The sequence below is a fragment of the Maribacter aquimarinus genome (assembly GCF_047345505.1).
Classification (GTDB): Bacteria; Bacteroidota; Bacteroidia; order Flavobacteriales; family Flavobacteriaceae; genus Maribacter.
The window spans coordinates 146,206-163,796 of sequence record NZ_JBLFEO010000007.1; the positions used below are offsets into that span (position 1 = coordinate 146,206).

The following is a 17,591-nucleotide window of genomic DNA, read 5'->3' on the forward strand; positions in this document are numbered from 1 at the left end:
GTATTGTTTTTTTTGGATGGTCACAAGCACTATCATGCCCCTTTGGGGCTTGTCTTTTTAGCTTAGGGCGGTTGATATGCCTAATTTAACGACCTCAACTTATTTCTTCTTTTTGGCGATGACCTCAATGACACCATTCTGGCCCCGTTCCCCGTACAATTTAATGGCCGCGTCTCTCTTTAGGACATTGATGCGTTTCATGGTGCTGGGATCAAGGGTCTTTAAAAGGTCCATGCTGCTCTCCACGCCGTTTAGGAACACCAACGGCCCGGCATCGTCTCCCAAGATCTGGGCCAAATCGTCTTTGGTGGGCCGGTAGTTGGTCTTGTCCTTTATTTCAAAACCTACGGGCTCCCAATCCGTATGGTCAAAGACCAGGACATCTCCCGTGCGCACTTCCAACCTGAACTTGCCCTGGGCATCGGTCACTTTTTCAAAGCCCTTGTCCCTTGTCCCAACGTTCACCCCTGGCAAGGCCTTTTTGCCGTCCGTGACCTTACCGGCAAGGAAGCGTTTTTTACCGTCTTGGTAAGTGGCGGCCGTTACCACCGGCCCTTTTGTCTTAGTTCCATCCGCAGTTATGATGGCCAGTTGCTCTTTGTTTTTAATGGAGGTCAATATGGAGTCCTCCATCCTCTCAATACGCGCATCCACACTTTTAAGTGCCGGATTGTTTTCATCCATGGTTTTCAACAATCGCTCGCGTTCCTCCAACAATGTCCCATACCCTCCCCGGTCACCGTTCTTGGTGGCTAAGGTATCGCTGGGCTTCAACTTAAAATAAATGGGAATGGCATAGGGAACCTTTACCTTTTTTCCCTTATCCCTGCCCGGGGTCATTTGGGGCAGTTCCCTTATGATGCGTTCTGCCTCGGCTTGCAGCAGCCAGTGGGGCGCACGGCTCTTGATATCTGTTATCTTCCCATTTTTCGCAATGGTGAAAAGAAGGCTTACCATCCCTTGGATGCTCTGCTGTTCTGCTTCCTTGGGGTAACGAAAGTGCTCTGCAATGTGTTTTTGCACCATCTTGCCAAAGCAGGCCCTTTTGTCTGCGGCATCTTCACAGCCCGGGAAGATGGGAACTTGCTCCGCAACCGCAAAGGGCACGTTTTCCGCTAAAGCATCACGCTCGTTCCCAGCACCGGCATTCTGCAGCTTAAAGGTTAGGGGCATGGAGTACAAGACCGCCACCTGCTTGCCCTTGTGCCTGCCGGGCTCCATCTGCGGCAACAGGTCCATGATGCGTTTTGCCTCGGCCTCCAATAGCGGGTCCGGACCCTTAAGGCCCACAGCGCTCAGCGCACCATCTTTCCCTATGGTCAAGGTGATGCCCACAAGCCCCTGTATGCCCAACTTTTGAGCCCTTGGCGGGTAGCGAAAATGCTGGGCAATGTGCCGTTGCATCATTTTTTGGAAGCACGCCCTTTGGTCACCGGCACCCTCACAACCGGGGAATACGGGCACCTTGTCCACAGCGCCAAAGGGAATGGAATCGCTCGGGGATTGTTCCTCTGGGGCGGTAAGGCGGCTTTTTGTTCCCGCATCACTTACAAACACCTCAAAGGCATGGCTGCCGTCTGTGAGGATAAGGCCACTGTGCGGGCTGGTGCCATTCTCAAAAATAGCGGCCAGGTGTTGGTTAAAGCTACGTATCTCGGCACCGGTAAGGTCTTTGGCGTCCCCTACCTTAAACACCAGACTGCCTTGGGGAAAAGTGTTTTTGTTCTTCAACAGCTTAATCCGGGTGCCCGCGTTCTGAAACCCATTGCCCAAGGAAAATTCCACGTTTTGGTCCAAAAACTGAAAGGCCTCGGCGCGTTGTACATAGCGCTCATAACTTGGGGTAGAAGTCCCTGAATGCGTACTAATTCCATTGGGCTTAAAAATTGACATTTTTGCCACCTTACCCGGACTGTCCATAAACTTTTCCAACCACATTTCTCTCAAAATGGCTGCTTTAAAAAAGCGATACTTCGAGATTACTTCCCCTTCGCTCTCGGTCAGCTTTTTATCAAAATCCAAATACACGTGATCAAGATCTCCCTTTTCCTTGATTTCATCTTCAATCTCTTGGTTGATCTGGGCAATCAATTCGGCATCGGAGCTGGTCTGTTCTTGTGGCATCTCTTTTTCTTCGGTATCTGCCGAGGTATAGGCCAACATCCCCAGCACCAAGGGCAGCAAGAGGAGGTACTTTAGTTGGTGTACTTTCTTCGATTTTGATTTCTGTAGCATCACGATTCGTTTTTTGATCAATGATTTTTTATATAATTGATTCACAAAGGAGATGTGCTGGGTCTGGAAGGCCCGGGAGAGCAGCAGATCGTAATGGGCCCTCCGCTCTGCCTTGGGCACTTGGGCATCGGCAATGAACTCGTGCAGTTCTGCGATCCTGTTTTGATAGACATACACCAAGGGGTTGAACCAGCCCACGATTCTCATCAGCTCAAAGAACAAAAGATCGAGCGTATGTCGTTGTTGTATATGCACGAGTTCGTGCTTGATAATGTTGGCATGTTTGCGTTGCAGTATTTTATCACCCAAAAATATCGACCTGAAAAATGAAAACGCCATCTCGCTGTTGGCAACGACAATACGGGTAAAATTTGGAAAACGCTCCACATGGCCGTTCTTGCCAAGGCGATACAGCTGTACCAATTTGTATCCAAAATAAACGGTGGCCAGGAGCATGCCAAGGTACAAAACCCCTTCCTGCCAAGAAATTTGAAACCCCGGACCTGCTTGTCCCGCAACGGTGGCACCAACATGGTCCATGTTCCAAAGAAATTCCGGATAAACCACATACTGTTCGGGAACCGAGGTCTTCAAGGCCTCGATCTTTATCCAGGGGAGCACCAGCGAGAGCACGTAGGTGCCCAAGAGATAGGCCCGGTTCCATTGGAAAAAGGTCTCCTTTTTGAGGAAGAAGTCATAAATGACCAAAAAAGCCAGCTGAAAGGCCATACACTCTAGGATATATTGTACCATGATGGAGATTTTAGATGTTAGACTTGAGATTTTAGAGCTAGGTCCGTCCGCCAAAGGCGGACTGGCAAAGACCTTCAAAAACAAACATTATCTTGACTCTTGTTTCTTGACTCTTGTTTCGTGGCTCTTGTTTCTTGTTTCTTGATTCCATCTACCTATTCCTCTTCCCTAATGTCCTTTAAGATCGATTCCAGTTCGGAAAGGCTCAGGTCGTTCTTCTTCATAAAAAAGGACACCATGCTCTTAAAGGACCCCTGAAAATAGCCATCGACCAATTTGTTGATGCTCTGGTTGCTGTAATCGGCCTTTTTTACCAAGGGAAAATAGACATGGCCCCTGCCCTGTTTGCGGTGGCCCACAAAACCCTTGTCCTCCAGGATGCGCACAATGGTGGATACGGTATTGTAGGCGGGCTTGGGCTCCGGCAGCTCCTCGATCAGGGCGGCCACGTTGGCGCTTTCCAATTGCCACAGCAGCTGCATTACTTCTTCCTCTGCCTTTGTCAATTGTTTCATAGGGATGGTTTTCATTGTCCGAACACAAATATAACTAAATATTTAGTTTAAACTAATTTTTTAGTTAAAATGTTTTGTGTCGATGGGCCTCCGTATAAGAATTGGCGCAAAACCCTGACAGGTGGGGAGCGGCACCCGTGCACAAGGCCCCGCGGGCCAACCAAATTACGTGTGCCCTGGCTGTAACAAAATAGCCCTATATTAGTCCCATAGAAAAAGACCGTATGGACATTGTTTTATTGATTCTTGGTTTGCTGTTGATGTTGGTGGGCATTCTGGGCAGTTTCCTGCCCGTGCTCCCCGGCCCGCCCATTAGCTGGTTGGGGCTGTTATTGCTGCACTTGAGCAGCGCAGTGCCCATGAACTGGTGGTTTTTGGGCACCACTTTGGCCATTGCCCTGGTTATTCTTGCCCTGGACTACGTGATTCCCGCCGTGGGCACCAAAAAGTTCGGGGGCACCAAATCGGGGATGATCGGCACCACGATCGGACTCCTGGTGGCCCTTTTCTTTCCTTTGTTCGGGCCCCTGGGCATCATTATTTGGCCCTTTATTGGCGCCTTGGTGGGAGAGCTGATCAACAAGGCCGATAAAAAAACCGCCACCAAGGCCGCCTTTGGATCCTTCCTGGGCTTCCTTACCGGCACCTTTTTGAAGTTCTTGGTGGCCGTGGTCTTTTTGGGGCTCTTTATCTCCAAGGCTTGGGAGCACAGGGCCGTGTTCTTTCCCTTTCTATGAACAGGGCACGTCCCCGACCTTGGGGCACGGAAGACAAAGGCCGGCCCTTTGCGCCGCCCTATTCATGCCACACCACCTTGTCCGCGATCGGCTCCCGGGCAACTTCCGGAAGCGCACCGTCATAATGGCCCATGTAGAAAAAGCCCAGGCAGCGCTCCCCATTGTTCAATTCAAAGAATTCGTCCATATATTGTATCAATCCGGGAGAGCTCCAGTAGGCGCCAATGCCCATTTCGGCACAGCAGAGCCACATGTTCTGCACGGCCATGGCCGTGGCGGCCACCTCCTCCCACTCGGGCACGCTCTCTGCGGGGTCGCGCTGCATGCAAATGGCAATGACCACGGCCGCCTTGGACGGATTCTCCAACAGCTTCTTGATCTTGATCTTCTTGGGCTTCTCTTCCGTTTCCTGGTACTTGGTGGCCAAGAAGGTGCCCAGGGCGTCCTTGGAATTCCCCAAGAGCACCTTAAAACGCCAGGGTTCGGTCTTTCTGTGGGTGGGCGCCCAATTGGCCGCCTCCAATATGGTTTCCAGATCCGCCCTGGAAATGGGCCGATCGTTGTACTGCCTTGGAAAGACAGAGCGTCTTTGCCTAATAAGTTCTGTTATCATCTGTCACGGTTTTAACGGGTTCAAGATACATCCAACAACACGTCCAGGCAATTTTTTAAGACAGGATTGGGATTGTCCTTTCTGTAAACCACGCTCAGCGTGGCCCGCTGCGGAATGTCCTTTAACTCTATGTGCTTTACCCGCATCTGAAATCCCCTGACCAAGGTGGTGGGGATGATGGCAACGCCCAATTTGTTCTCCACCAGTTTAAAAATGGTCTGTGCGTGTACGCTCCTGTGGCGTATTTTGGGCCGGAAACCGGCATCGGCACAGATGCTCATGATCACCTCAAAATAATGCGGACTGTACTCTGGCGGAAAGAGGATGAACTCCTCGTTGGCAAAACGGGCCATATCCTGGAACTCCCGGGTGAGCATGGGATAGCTCTCCGGCAAAATCAGGGAAAAGGTGTCTTCATAGACGGTTCGCATGCGCAGCCCGGCGGGCACCTTTTGCAAGCGCACAAAGCCCATGTCCAGTTCGTCGTTCAACAGGGCGGCCACCTGGTCTTGGTTGGTGCGCTCTTCCAAGACCGTCCTGATCTTGGGAAAATGATCCCTTAGCCCAACCAAAAGTTGTGGGATCACATCCTGCATGGCAGACCCCAAATACCCTATGCGCAGCTCACCGGTGTCCCCCGCACCCACCACCTGCAACTGCCGTTTGGTTTCCTTGAGCTCATTGAACAGGGCCTCCGTGCGCTGTTTAAGATAATGGCCGGCGGGGGTGAGCCGTACCTTTTTCTTGTCCCGCACAAAGAGTTGGGCCTGCAGCAAGTCTTCCATCTGTTTGATCTGCCTGCTGAGACCGGGCTGGGAAATAAACAGTTTCTCCGCCGCCTTCCTAAAGTGAAGTTCTTGTGCCACGGCCAGAAAATAGGCATAGTGCCGTAACTCTACTTGATAATCCATAGGTATTGATTGTAAACAGAAATAGTATTGGCAATTATCAAAACTAATGAATAATTTTAAAAACCAAAAACAAGACACCATGACAAACGCGGCATTCCATCTGGGCCAAGGGCACCTTACCGCCGGTCTGGCCCTAAAAATGGCCCAGGGGTCCCTTCCCTTCACCCTCACCCCAGAAAGCAGGGAAAAGGTCCTGTCCAGTGCGGCGCGGGTGGCCAAGATTGTAGCGAACGGAGAAGTGGTCTATGGTGTCAATACCGGTTTTGGCCCCTTGTGCACCACCACCATATCTAAGGAGGAGACCCGTATTCTACAGCAGAACATCCTAAAAAGCCACAGCGTGGGCGTGGGGCCCTCCATAGCCCCGGAGTTGGGCAAATTAATGCTGATCCTCAAGGTGCACTCCCTGGCCAAGGGGTTCTCCGGCATCCGCTTGGAAACCTTGGAGCGCCTCATCTGGCACGTGGACAACGATTGCATTCCCGTGGTGCCCTCCCAAGGCTCTGTGGGGGCCTCCGGCGATTTGGCGCCCCTCTCCCACCTGTGCCTGCCCCTGATCGGCCTGGGCAAGGTGCGCTATCAGGGAAAGGAGATGACCACCGCCGCCCTTTTCCAAAAAACAGGTTTGCGGCCCTTGGCCCTGGGACCCAAGGAGGGACTGGCCCTGATCAACGGTACCCAGTTCATAGCCGCCCATGCCGTAAAAACACTGGAGAGACTGCACAACATCCTGGAGCAGGCAGACGTGATCGGAGCCATGATGATCGAGGGCCTTCAGGGTTCGGTACGGCCCTTTTATGCCGCACTGCACGCACTAAGACCTTACAAAGGGAGCGTGCACGTGGCCCAGCGCATCCATAACCTTCTCCAGGGGAGCGAGATCATGGAAGACCACATAAATTGCGAAAGGGTACAGGACCCCTACTCCCTGCGCTGCATTCCCCAAGTGCACGGGGCAAGCAGAAATGCCTGGCTGCACCTAAAGGAACTGCTGGAAGTGGAACTGAACGCGGTCACGGACAACCCGGTGATCTTGGAGAACGGAGACCCCATAAGCGGTGGCAACTTTCACGGACAGCCCCTGGCCATGGCCCTGGACTACGCCTGTTTGGCCGCCTCCGAGATGGGCAACATCTCCGATCGCCGCATTTATTTGGCCTTGGAGGGCAATAGCCCCGGAGTGCCCAAATTGCTCATGGAGGACACCGGCATCAACTCCGGCTACATGATCTTGCAATACACCACGGCGGCCCTGGCCAGTGAGAACAAAGGTCTTTGTTTTCCGGCCAGTGCGGACAGCATACCCACTTCCCTGGGCCAGGAAGACCACGTGAGCATGGGGTCCATTGGCGGTAGAAAGGCCCTGAGGGTGATTGGCAACGTGGAAAAAATATTGGCCGTGGAACTCCTGACCGCGGCACAGGCCTTTGAGTTCAGGAAGCCCCTGAAATCTGGCGCCTTCTTGGAAGAGGTGCACCGACAAATACGGAAACGGGTGGCCTTTGCGGAAAAAGATAGGGTGTTTGCGGAAGACATTGAAAAAGGCATCGCCATGGTCAGGGAACAGACCTTGCTCAAGGCCATTGCATCGGTGGAACGGGCCAGGGGCCTATCGCTGGGCACCCAGTTCTCGGAAACGTTCAGATTATGACGCCCTTTACTTCCCCGGGAAACGGGGAACCCCTTGCCGCGGGGAACACGTCGGCACATCAAGACAATGCAACCCATTGGAACAAGACACAAACAAAACAGCATGCCATGGCTCATTTAAAACTCCTAGGTCCCTTTACCCAATTGCTCCCCATGAACGGGCTGCCCAAGAAAGGGGCGCTCCATGACGCACAGCTGCCCGTGCTCCAAAATGCCGGTATCGTGATCCAGGGAGCCCACATCAAGGACATGGGGCCCTTTAACGCCCTTAAGGAAAAGTATCCCCAGGCCCACCTGGACTTTTTGGAGGGCCCGCATACCGGGCTGCCCGGTTTGGTGGACCCCCATACCCATATTTGCTTTGGCGGGTCGCGGGCCAAGGATTACGCCCTGCGCAACGCCGGAAAATCTTACCTGGACATCGCCAAGGCCGGAGGTGGCATCTGGGACACCGTGACCCAGACCCGGATGGCGCCCGAAGCTGCACTGGTTAAGAGCACCTGCTCCCTGGCCAAGAGACATCTGCGAAACGGCACCACTACCCTAGAGGTGAAAAGCGGCTACGGTCTGTCCGTCCGGGAAGAACTGAAAATGCTGCGCGCCATACAAAGCGCCAACCAGCAGCTCCCCATGGACCTTGTGCCCACCTGTCTCGCCGCCCACATGCACCCCAAGGACCACAAGGGCAGTCCGGCCGACTATCTGGAGGAGATGTCCCGGGAACTGTTGCCCCTTGTAAAAAAGGAGCACCTGGCACAACGGGTGGATGCCTTTATTGAAGAGAGCGCCTTCTCGCCGGCACAGATAGCCCCCTACTTTAAAAAAGCCAAGGAACTGGGCTTTGCCCTTACCGTGCATGCCGATCAGTTCACTGCGGGAGGAAGCCAGGTGGCCGTGGAACTGGGGGCCCTGAGCGCAGACCACCTGGAGGCCAGCGGGCCCCGCGAGATCGATCTCTTGGCCCAGAGCAACACCGTTGCCATGGCCCTTCCCGGGGCCTCCCTGGGCCTGGGCTGCGCCTTTGCCCCGGCCAGAAAACTCCTGGATGCCGGGGCATGCCTGGCCATTGGCAGCGATCACAACCCCGGATCCGCGCCCATGGGCGACCTCCTCACCCAAGCGGCCGTTTTGGGCGCCTTCGAGAAACTTACCAATGCAGAGGTACTGGCCGGCATTACGGTCAGGGCCGCTGCGGCCCTAAACCTAACGGACAGGGGGCAGTTGGGCCAAGGAATGTTGGCCGATCTGATCCTCTTCCACACCGCAGACCACAGGGACATTTTGTACCACCAAGGAAACCTAAAACCCTGTGTGGTGTACAAAAGGGGGGAACGCGTGTACGACAAACACAGGCAAAAAAACCATTAAAAAAGAACCCCTAACGCCCCACTGCTTAAAACACAAGTGTTTAACAAGCCCTTAAAACGAGTAAAATGGACTTCAAGAAACAAGTGCTACAGGGCATTCCCGAAAGCCTTCCCCCAAAAAAAGAACGCTCCGGCACAGTGAGCCATGCCCCCAAACGCAAGGACGTGCTCACCGCACCCGAGAAAAAACTGGCCATAAGGAACGCCCTGCGCTACTTCCCAAAAGCCTGGCACGGCATCCTTGCCCAAGAGTTTGCCGAAGAGCTGCGGCGGTATGGGCGTATCTATATGTACCGGTTTAGACCGGACTACGAGATGCATGCCCGCCCCATTGACCACTACCCGGCCAAAAGCACCCAGGCCGCGGGCATCATGCTCATGATCCAAAACAACCTTGACCCCGCCGTGGCCCAGCACCCCGAGGAGCTCATTACCTACGGGGGCAACGGGGGCGTGTTCCAAAATTGGGCCCAGTACCTGCTCACCATGCGCTACCTGGCCACCATGACCAATGAACAGACCCTGCACCTGTACTCCGGGCATCCGCTGGGCCTTTTCCCCTCCTCCAAAGAGGCCCCGCGCGCCGTGGTCACCAACGGCATGATGATTCCCAACCACTCCCAACCGGACGACTGGGAAAAGTACAATGCCCTTGGGGTGACCCAATTTGGCCAGATGACTGCCGGATCCTACATGTACATTGGGCCACAAGGCATTGTGCACGGTACGGCCATTACCCTGATGAACGCGTTTAGAAAGGTCCTGAAACCTGGGGAAACGCCCACCGGAAAGATCTTTCTCACGGCAGGTCTTGGTGGCATGAGCGGTGCCCAGCCCAAAGCAGGGAACATTACGGGCTGCATTACCATCTGTGCGGAAGTAAATGCCACAGCCGCCAAAAAAAGGCACAGCCAGGGCTGGGTGGACGAGCTGTTGGAAGATATGGACGCCCTGGTACGGCGCACCCAAGCGGCCAGGGCCAACCAAGAGGTGGTCTCCCTGGCCTACCTGGGCAATGTGGTGCATGTCTGGGAACGCTTCCTTGAGGAGAACATTCCCGTGCACCTGGGATCGGACCAAACCTCGCTGCACAACCCTTGGGCCGGCGGTTACTATCCGGTAGGGCTCTCTTTTGAAGCCGCGAACCAGATGATGGGCAACGATCCCGAACGTTTCCAAGAACTGGTCCGTGCCTCCCTGCGCAGACAGGTGGCGGCCATAAACCGGCACTGCCAAAAGGGGACCTATTTTTTTGATTATGGCAATGCCTTCCTGTTGGAAGCCTCCCGGGCAAACGCCGATGTGTTGGCCGCCAATAAGATCGACTTTAAATATCCCAGCTATGTCCAGGACATCTTGGGGCCTTTGTGCTTCGATTACGGTTTTGGGCCCTTCCGCTGGGTATGCACCTCCGGAGACCCAGAAGACCTAAAAAAAACGGACAGCATAGCCCTTAAGGCACTGCAAGAAATGCGAAACGATGCCCCTGCGGAAATAAGGCAACAACTGGAAGACAACATAAAGTGGATCATGGAAGCCGATGGGAATGCCCTGGTGGTGGGTTCCCAAGCGCGTATTTTATATGCGGATGCCGAAGGGCGCGCAAACATTGCCCAAGCCTTTAACCGGGCCATTGCCGCGGGAGAGATCTCCGCACCCATAGTGCTGGGCCGGGACCACCATGATGTGAGCGGCACGGACTCCCCCTACCGGGAAACCAGCAATATTTACGATGGCAGCCAATTCACGGCCGACATGGCCGTGCACAATGTCATTGGCGATGCCTTCCGGGGTGCCACCTGGGTCTCCATACACAACGGCGGTGGCGTGGGCTGGGGAGAGGTGATCAATGGCGGTTTTGGATTGCTGCTGGACGGGTCCCAACAGGCTTCGGAACAATTGAAGAACATGCTCTTCTACGATGTGAACAACGGAATCTCCAGACGGAGCTGGGCACGCAACCCAGGGGCCGTGTTTGCCATAAAACGGGAAATGGAACGCAGCCCCGGCCTGGAGGTGACCCTGCCCCAGATGGTGGAAGATTCCCTTTTGGATGGTATTTTTGAATGATGGCACAACTTCTTACAAACCGGACACAATGAAAGGACATACCGCGGCAAAACGGGATTGGTGGCAAGGGAGGTCCTCGGGACAGCAGTGGTGCCTGCACGAAAAGGTGCAGCTGCCGCCCCTGCCGTACCGCAATGCCCCAGGAACCCCCAAGGCCATTGCCCTGGTGGGGTACGCCTGCGATGAAGGGGTGCGCAGGAACCTGGGCAGACCGGGTGCAGCCCATGGCCCGGATGCCATACGCTCCCAATTGGCCAAAATGCCCAACCACTTAGATCGGGAAACGGCCCTCTTGGACCTGGGCAACCTCAGCGCCCCGAACGGCGATATGGAAGCGGCACAGCAAAACCTGGCCCAAGTGGTGCAGAACATCTTGGGACACACCCATTTTCCCATAGTACTGGGCGGAGGGCATGACCTGGCCTATGGCCATCTTATGGGTTTAAAATTGGCCCTGGGAAAGGAAAAAAAGCTGGGCATCATCAATTTTGATGCGCATTTTGACCTGCGAAACAACGGGCACGGCAACCATTCCGGCACACCGTTTTTTCAATTTGCCAAAGACTGTGAACGCGATGCATCCGGGTTCCACTATCTCTGCCTGGGCATAAGACAGGATGCCAACCACCAAGAACTTTTTAAGACGGCAGAGACCCTAGGGGCACAATTTGTGCCCCAAGAACATTTTAACATGCACTTTTTGGAGCACGTGCAACTGCGGCTGGTCCAGTTCATGGAAGATGTGGACCTGCTTTATACCACCATAGACCTGGATGGTTTTTCATCGGCCTTTGCCCCGGGGTGCAGTGCGGCATCGCCCATGGGCTTTTCACCGGACATTGTCCTGGAGTGCCTAAAACTTATCCTGGCATCCGGAAAGGCCGTAAGCCTGGACATTGCAGAAATGAACCCGGAATACGACAGGGACCACCAAACGGCCAAACTCGCGGCATCCCTGGTGCATTTTGTGCTGCACCAATTGCCCTGACCGGTTTTGGGGGAAGGCCCTAAAACAAAAAAAGCCCTCCAAAATGGAAAGCCTTTCATTGGTTACAACGCTTTCGCGCCAAACACAAAGTGCCCCAAACAATGCATGGAACACAACACAACAGTACAAAGATAGGAAAGCATTTTTGTTTTTCACCGAGGATGGCCCAAAAATTGTTTGCGGCAAACCCTTGCCAGCATACCGCTAGCTGCTCATTGAAAAGCCCAACTCCTTCCTTAAACCCGGATGATGCATTGGACTTTTGTAATGAGGGTGCAAAGGCCAATAAAATCAAGACTTTTGCGATTGAGGCACCCGCCTGAATGACAGGGTCGGGCAGGCCCGCCCGAACGTATCGTTCGGTAGGGGCGGGTAGCCACCGCTATGGTGATTGAGCGAAAGTCAGCGCAGCGATTGGTTTTGCACGTATTTGTGACCGTAATACCTGCCCGTTCCTTTCAGGCGGGGAACTTCTAATGCATAATCTGGGTTAAAAAGATCAAAATTCGGATAAACGCACCTTCACGGCCCGTTTACCCCAAGAAGGGCACCAACGGCCGAAAATACATAGGAGTGCACCGACCACCGCCCTATCTTTGCCCTTATGGTCCCAAATGTTTTTATGGCTTTTTCACGAAACCGGGCAATGCCACTTCTTGCCCTGCTGGCTTTCTTGTTTTCCTGTGCCCCGGAAGATTTGGAAGGGCTGGAAGGGGAACTCCTCACCGTGACCGAGCCCGCCCTTGATGCCGAGGGGATGAAGGAGCCCGCGGCCAAGCCTGAGGATGCCGTAAAGAATTGGATCTATGCCATGGCGCACCCTTCGGGCCTTCTGGAGAGTGCGGAGAACACCAATTTTGTGTCCCTGTACGACAATGCCCTGGCGGCCATCTTCTTTATGGAAGAAGGCCACAGACAGCGGGCCGAACGCATTTTTGATTTTTTCGATGCCCGAATGGAAACCGAACTGTTGGCCGGCACCGGCGGTTTTTTCCAGTTCAGGGACGTTACCGGCGGCCAGGGAAGCAGAAGGTGGCCGGGGGACAATGCTTGGCTCCTTTTGGCCCTGAACCAATACCATTATCGGTATGGAACCCACAAATACAAGGAATTGCGCGATCAATTGGAACTATGGATCCGTTCCCTACAGGAAGCGGACGGGGCGCTGGTGGGAGGCTACAACGAGGACGGCACCGTCATTCCCAAGGTCACGGAGGGCATGATCACCGCCTTCAAGGCCGTGCCCGGCCATGACCACTTTCACCGGAACCTACTGAAATACCTAAAGCACCACCGTTGGGACGAAGAGCTTAAAATTCTCCTCTCCTGGCCCGAAAATCCCAGTTATGCCCACGCCCTTGACGTGCACACCTTGGGCAGCCTGATCTTTCCCGGAATGGCCCCCACGCTCCTGCCAGAGGCACAGCGCTTTAAAACCACCCAGACCCTTTTGGTGAACGGCACCCAAATACAGGGCTACTGCTTTGACGAGGACAGGGATGTCATTTGGCTGGAGGGCACGGCACAGATGGCCGTGGCGCTCAACGCCCACAAAGACCAAAGTGCAAAGCAGCGTCTGGTACGGGAAGTTGGCGCCTCCGTCATGGGCAGTGCCCTGCACCCGGGAACGCAAGGCGTGCCCTATGCCTCCAACCACGGCAGCAACTATGGCGCGTCTCCCTTATGGGACCACGCCGCCACCGCCCCGGCCCTATCGGCCACCCTCTGGTACATCTTTGCAAAAGAGGGCATCAACCCTTTCTTCTCTGATGCTCCCGGCAACATCCCCGAAGAGGACCGGTTCTGGTAATTTTTGTTGAAACAATTTTAGATTTAGTTTAACAGTATGTTCCGGCCGGTTTGCCTACCTTGGAACCAACAGGATGGTCTGGATGCCGCTGCTCCCTTGTTTTCTCAAGGGAAAAACGGGCAATGGAATATCCTCCAAAAAAAAGATGTTATGAAGAATGCCATGGGCAACAGCGTGGGCCTTACCACGGTAACCTTGATATTGGTGGTGGTGATGGCCACCTTGGACTTCCCCTACAAATGGGTCTTTTTTGCCACTGTCATAGGACAGGGACTACTGATATGGATGGTGTACAGTGTGCTTACGGACAACTACAAGACCAACAAGACCTTTGAAGATTTTTATGAAGACGCCCCCATAAGGGACCGATCTACCCCATAGCCGTTACCGAAGATTCGCCCATCCTGGATTTGTTGCTCAGCTTCATGCCCAGCTCCGGGATCACCAAGAGCGGGTTCTTGGTGTGGAAGGCCATACGTTTCACGATGGGTTCGCGGGTCAATCGCTCCACATAACTGTGCTGATAATTGAGCATGGCCAAAAGGTGTATGTCCAGTTCCTCCGAAAAGAGTTCCAGGGTCTTGGACACGGAAGTGACCTCGGAGACCGTATGGACGTAGTGCTCCACCTCCTTAAGGTATTTGCGCAGCATGTCCAGGTTAAACTGTTGCATTTCCGTCAGGGCCTTGATCTCATACTGCACGTGCACGATCCGGATCACGGATCTAAAGCTTTTGGCAAGTTCCAGCATGGGGGCCAGCTCGGATTTGGTGTAGAAACGGTTAAAATCCGTGGCAAAGGCAATCTCAGAGGGCTTCACGTAATCAAATCCTGCAGGGATGGCCAAAACGGGACACTCCTTCACGGCTTTGATGATGCGTACCGTATTGCTCCCCATGAACACTTCTTCCATGCCACTGGCGCCCTTGGTCCCGGTAACCACCAGGTCTATGCCGTAGGTGGAGATACTGCTCACCACCTCATCCACCAAAAGGGAAAAAGAAGAGAGGGTCTCAAAGCGGTGCTTGGGGTTGGGAAGCTGCTGCTCCACTTTTTCCAATAAGGTCTCCAGACCTTTGTTGGAGCACTGATGTGCCGTATTGGTCAGGATCCCGTTCTCCATGGAGGCCGCCATGAACCTACTGTTGGATATGGCCGGGGTATAGGTGTTGAGCAAATAAAACGTGCACTCTTCTTCCCTAAAAAGGTAAAGCGCGTAGCAGAGGGCATTCCATGCATTCTCTGAAAAATCTGTGGGAACCAATATTTTTTTCATCTGTACTTGCTTTTTTCCTTGGGCCAAAATTACCGTGGATCACCAGGGCAAACAATGATAATTGTCAGCTTTGACATTTTAACACTCCCAAGGGAACATACCACCGGGCATGGAACAAAGATAGGGCCGCACCCCAGCGGCAAAAGATGATATTTATCATATTTGGTGTGCCATATTATGCACAATTTTGTCCCCAGGTATAAGCAATAGTGTAAATGGAACAGACCAAATGTTATCATTGTGGTGATGATTGCGCAAAAAAACCAATTGTACATGATGAAAAGTCGTTTTGCTGCAACGGGTGCAAAATGGTCTATGAGATTTTTGCTTCCCATGACCTATCCCATTATTATGAGCTACAGCAAGCTGCAGGCGCCACTCCTAAGGAAATTGAGGGCAAGTACGATTTTCTCGATACTGATGCTATTGTTGAAAGACTGACCGAGTTCAACGACGGAAGCATCCAGATCGTGAACCTCTACGTTCCGCACATTCACTGCAGTTCCTGCATCTGGATCTTGGAGAACCTGAACAAGCTGGACCCCGCCATTACCAACTCTCAGGTTAATTTCCCGAAGAAAACAGTGCGCATCACCTATCACCTGGACAAAATTACCCTAAAGGAATTGGTGCTCTTGCTCTGCCGCATTGGTTACGAGCCCTACATAAGCCTGGAAGATATGGGGGAGCGCGCCACTTCCGTGGACCGTGGCCTCATCTACAAGCTGGGCGTTGCCGGCTTTGCCTTTGGCAACGTCATGTTCCTGTCCTTTCCGGAATACTTTGACCTGAACAGCAGTAAGGACAGCGGTGGCGAATTTTGGCTCAACCAGTACCAGGACGTCTTCCGCTGGCTCATGTTCGCATTTTCCCTGCCCGTGGTGCTCTATGCGGCCCGGGACTATTACACCACCGCCTATAAAGGACTGCGCACGGGCATACTCAATATGGACGTGCCCATTGCCCTCGGGGTTACCGTACTCTTTGTGCGCAGCACCCTGGAAATCATGTTCCACTGGGGGCCCGGCTTTTTTGACAGCCTTACCGGACTCATCTTCTTTCTTCTGTTGGGCAAGTTCTTTCAGCAAAAAACCTACTCCTTCCTGTCTTTTGAGCGCGACTATAAATCCTATTTCCCCATTGCCGTTACGGTCATTGGCGATGAAGGTGAAACGGCCGTGCCCGCCCACGAGGTAAAGGAAGGCGATCGGCTGCTGATCAGGAACGAGGAAATCATCCCCGCAGACGGGGTCCTGCTCAGTGAGGCCGCCCAGATAGATTATAGCTTTGTGACCGGGGAGGCGGTGCCCGTGCAAAAGAACAAGGGCGACAAGATTTTTGCCGGCGGAAGGCAGATCAACGGGTCGCTGGAAATGGAGACCCTGAAAACGGTCTCCCAGAGCTACCTCACCGGACTGTGGAGCAACAGTGTGTTCCAAGAGGACAAGACCACAAAGTTCCAGGCCATAACGGACCGTATTGGCAAACGGTTTACCCTATCGGTGCTCACCATTGCCTTCACGGCCACCTTTGTCTGGCTCTTCATTGACCCCTCCATGGCCCTCAACGTCTTTACCGCCGTGCTCATCATTGCCTGCCCCTGCGCCATTGCCCTGGCCTCCCCTTTTACCCTGGGCAACATACTGCGCATCTTTGGCAAGCGAAAATTCTACCTCAAGGACGCGCAGACCATTGAGCGGCTGGCCCAGATCGATATGGCCATTTTTGACAAGACCGGCACCATCACCACCAACCAGAAGAGCAAGGCGGTCTATGAGGGCATGCCCCTGACGGCAGCCGAGGAATCCCTGATGAAAAGCACCCTTCGCGCCAGCAACCACCCCTTGAGCAGAAAGCTCTACGAACTGCTGGCAGCCCATGACATTGCCACCCTGGACGAATACCAGGAACACGTGGGCCAGGGCATCTCTGGCACCAAGGGCAAGCGGAACATACGGATAGGGTCCGGCGCTTTTACGGGCAGCTCTGACACCACGGACCAATTGCAGACCGCCGTGCACATAAGCAGCAACGAGGGCTACAAGGGCAGTTACGTCTTCCAGAACCAATACCGCGAGGGCATAGAAAAGCTCTTTTTGGAACTGGCCGGCGAAATGGACACCGCCGTCATGTCCGGAGACAATGCGGGAGAGCAGGAACGCTTGGGGAGACTGCTGCCCAAGGGCACCCAGATGTTGTTCAACATGAAACCGGAGCAAAAGATGCACCGCATACGAAATTGGCAGGAGGAAGGCAAAAAGGTCTTGATGGTGGGCGATGGACTAAACGATGCGGGGGCACTGGCGCAGAGCGATGTGGGCATTGCCATTTCCGAGGACATCAATGTATTTTCCCCGGCCTGTGATGCCATTCTCGATGCCTCGAAATTCCAATTTCTAAAGGAATACATACAACTGTCCAAAAAAGCCATCCGGATCATTAAATGGAGCTTTGTGCTCTCCTTGGCCTACAACGTGGTGGGCATCTATTTCGCCGTTACCGGCCAATTGGAGCCCGTGATCGCGGCCATTTTAATGCCCTTGAGCTCCATAAGCATTGTGGCGTTCACCACCATCGTGTCCAATTATGTCTCAAGGAAATTGCCGTAAGGGATCCGGGCCCGTGGAGATGTTAAAATAAAAAAGAATCATTGGAAACCTGACAAA

General features: G+C 53.6%; 13 protein-coding genes. 8 read left to right on the forward strand and 5 right to left on the reverse strand.

Annotation, left to right across the window (positions count from 1 at the left end; translation table 11 throughout):
* Positions 1-99: 99 nt before the first annotated feature.
* Positions 100-2,988, reverse strand: a complete 2,889-nt coding sequence (locus tag ACKWCC_RS07335) for a TonB family protein (protein ID WP_413995264.1) — start codon at positions 2,986-2,988, stop codon at positions 100-102.
* A 155-nt stretch (positions 2,989-3,143) separates the two neighbouring features.
* Positions 3,144-3,503, reverse strand: coding sequence for a BlaI/MecI/CopY family transcriptional regulator (locus ACKWCC_RS07340; protein WP_413995265.1), 360 nt, complete (start codon positions 3,501-3,503; stop codon positions 3,144-3,146).
* A gap of 224 nt (positions 3,504-3,727) precedes the next feature.
* On the opposite strand from ACKWCC_RS07340, the gene ACKWCC_RS07345 reads away from it, so the two are divergent.
* Positions 3,728-4,240, forward strand: coding sequence for a DUF456 domain-containing protein (locus ACKWCC_RS07345; RefSeq protein WP_413995266.1), 513 nt, complete (start codon positions 3,728-3,730; stop codon positions 4,238-4,240).
* Positions 4,241-4,298: 58 nt separating this feature from the next.
* On the opposite strand, the gene ACKWCC_RS07350 is transcribed toward ACKWCC_RS07345, so the two are convergent.
* Both ACKWCC_RS07350 and ACKWCC_RS07355 read right to left on the reverse strand, forming a co-directional pair.
* A complete protein-coding gene (locus ACKWCC_RS07350; RefSeq protein ID WP_413995267.1) occupies positions 4,299-4,853 on the reverse strand; it encodes a nitroreductase family protein in 555 nt (184 codons plus the stop codon).
* Between the two features lie 20 nt (positions 4,854-4,873).
* Positions 4,874-5,764 (reverse strand): LysR family transcriptional regulator, encoded by an 891-nt coding sequence (locus ACKWCC_RS07355; RefSeq protein ID WP_413995268.1) that lies wholly within the window; start codon positions 5,762-5,764, stop codon positions 4,874-4,876.
* Between the two features lie 79 nt (positions 5,765-5,843).
* Here ACKWCC_RS07355 and hutH point away from each other — a divergent pair, with 79 nt between their 5' ends.
* From hutH to ACKWCC_RS07385, 6 genes are all read left to right on the forward strand, one after another.
* Positions 5,844-7,415 (forward strand): histidine ammonia-lyase, encoded by a 1,572-nt coding sequence (gene hutH / locus ACKWCC_RS07360; protein ID WP_413995269.1) that lies wholly within the window; start codon positions 5,844-5,846, stop codon positions 7,413-7,415.
* Between the two features lie 107 nt (positions 7,416-7,522).
* On the forward strand, positions 7,523-8,782 hold the full coding sequence (gene hutI / locus ACKWCC_RS07365; protein ID WP_413995270.1) for an imidazolonepropionase: 1,260 nt from the start codon (positions 7,523-7,525) through the stop codon (positions 8,780-8,782).
* A gap of 65 nt (positions 8,783-8,847) precedes the next feature.
* Positions 8,848-10,851 carry a urocanate hydratase gene (locus ACKWCC_RS07370; RefSeq protein WP_413995271.1) on the forward strand — a complete coding sequence of 668 codons (2,004 nt, stop codon included), beginning with the start codon at positions 8,848-8,850 and terminating at the stop codon, positions 10,849-10,851.
* Positions 10,852-10,879: 28 nt separating this feature from the next.
* Entirely contained in the window at positions 10,880-11,839 is a 960-nt protein-coding gene (gene hutG / locus ACKWCC_RS07375; protein WP_413995272.1) for a formimidoylglutamase, read from the forward strand.
* A 646-nt stretch (positions 11,840-12,485) separates the two neighbouring features.
* The gene (locus ACKWCC_RS07380; RefSeq protein ID WP_413995273.1) at positions 12,486-13,649 is read left to right on the forward strand and encodes a hypothetical protein; all 1,164 of its coding nucleotides are present in this window, start codon (positions 12,486-12,488) and stop codon (positions 13,647-13,649) included.
* A gap of 150 nt (positions 13,650-13,799) precedes the next feature.
* Positions 13,800-14,030: a hypothetical protein gene (locus ACKWCC_RS07385; protein WP_413995274.1), complete on the forward strand. Its 231-nt coding sequence runs from the start codon at positions 13,800-13,802 to the stop codon at positions 14,028-14,030.
* On the opposite strand, the gene ACKWCC_RS07390 is transcribed toward ACKWCC_RS07385, so the two are convergent.
* Positions 14,020-14,925, reverse strand: coding sequence for a universal stress protein (locus ACKWCC_RS07390; protein WP_413995275.1), 906 nt, complete (start codon positions 14,923-14,925; stop codon positions 14,020-14,022). The genes ACKWCC_RS07385 and ACKWCC_RS07390 overlap by 11 nt on opposite strands.
* Positions 14,926-15,140: 215 nt before the next feature.
* Between ACKWCC_RS07390 and ACKWCC_RS07395 the strand changes: the two genes are divergently transcribed.
* Complete coding sequence (locus ACKWCC_RS07395; RefSeq protein ID WP_413995276.1) at positions 15,141-17,534, forward strand: heavy metal translocating P-type ATPase; 2,394 nt, start codon at positions 15,141-15,143, stop codon at positions 17,532-17,534.
* The last annotated feature ends 57 nt before the right edge of the window (positions 17,535-17,591 follow it).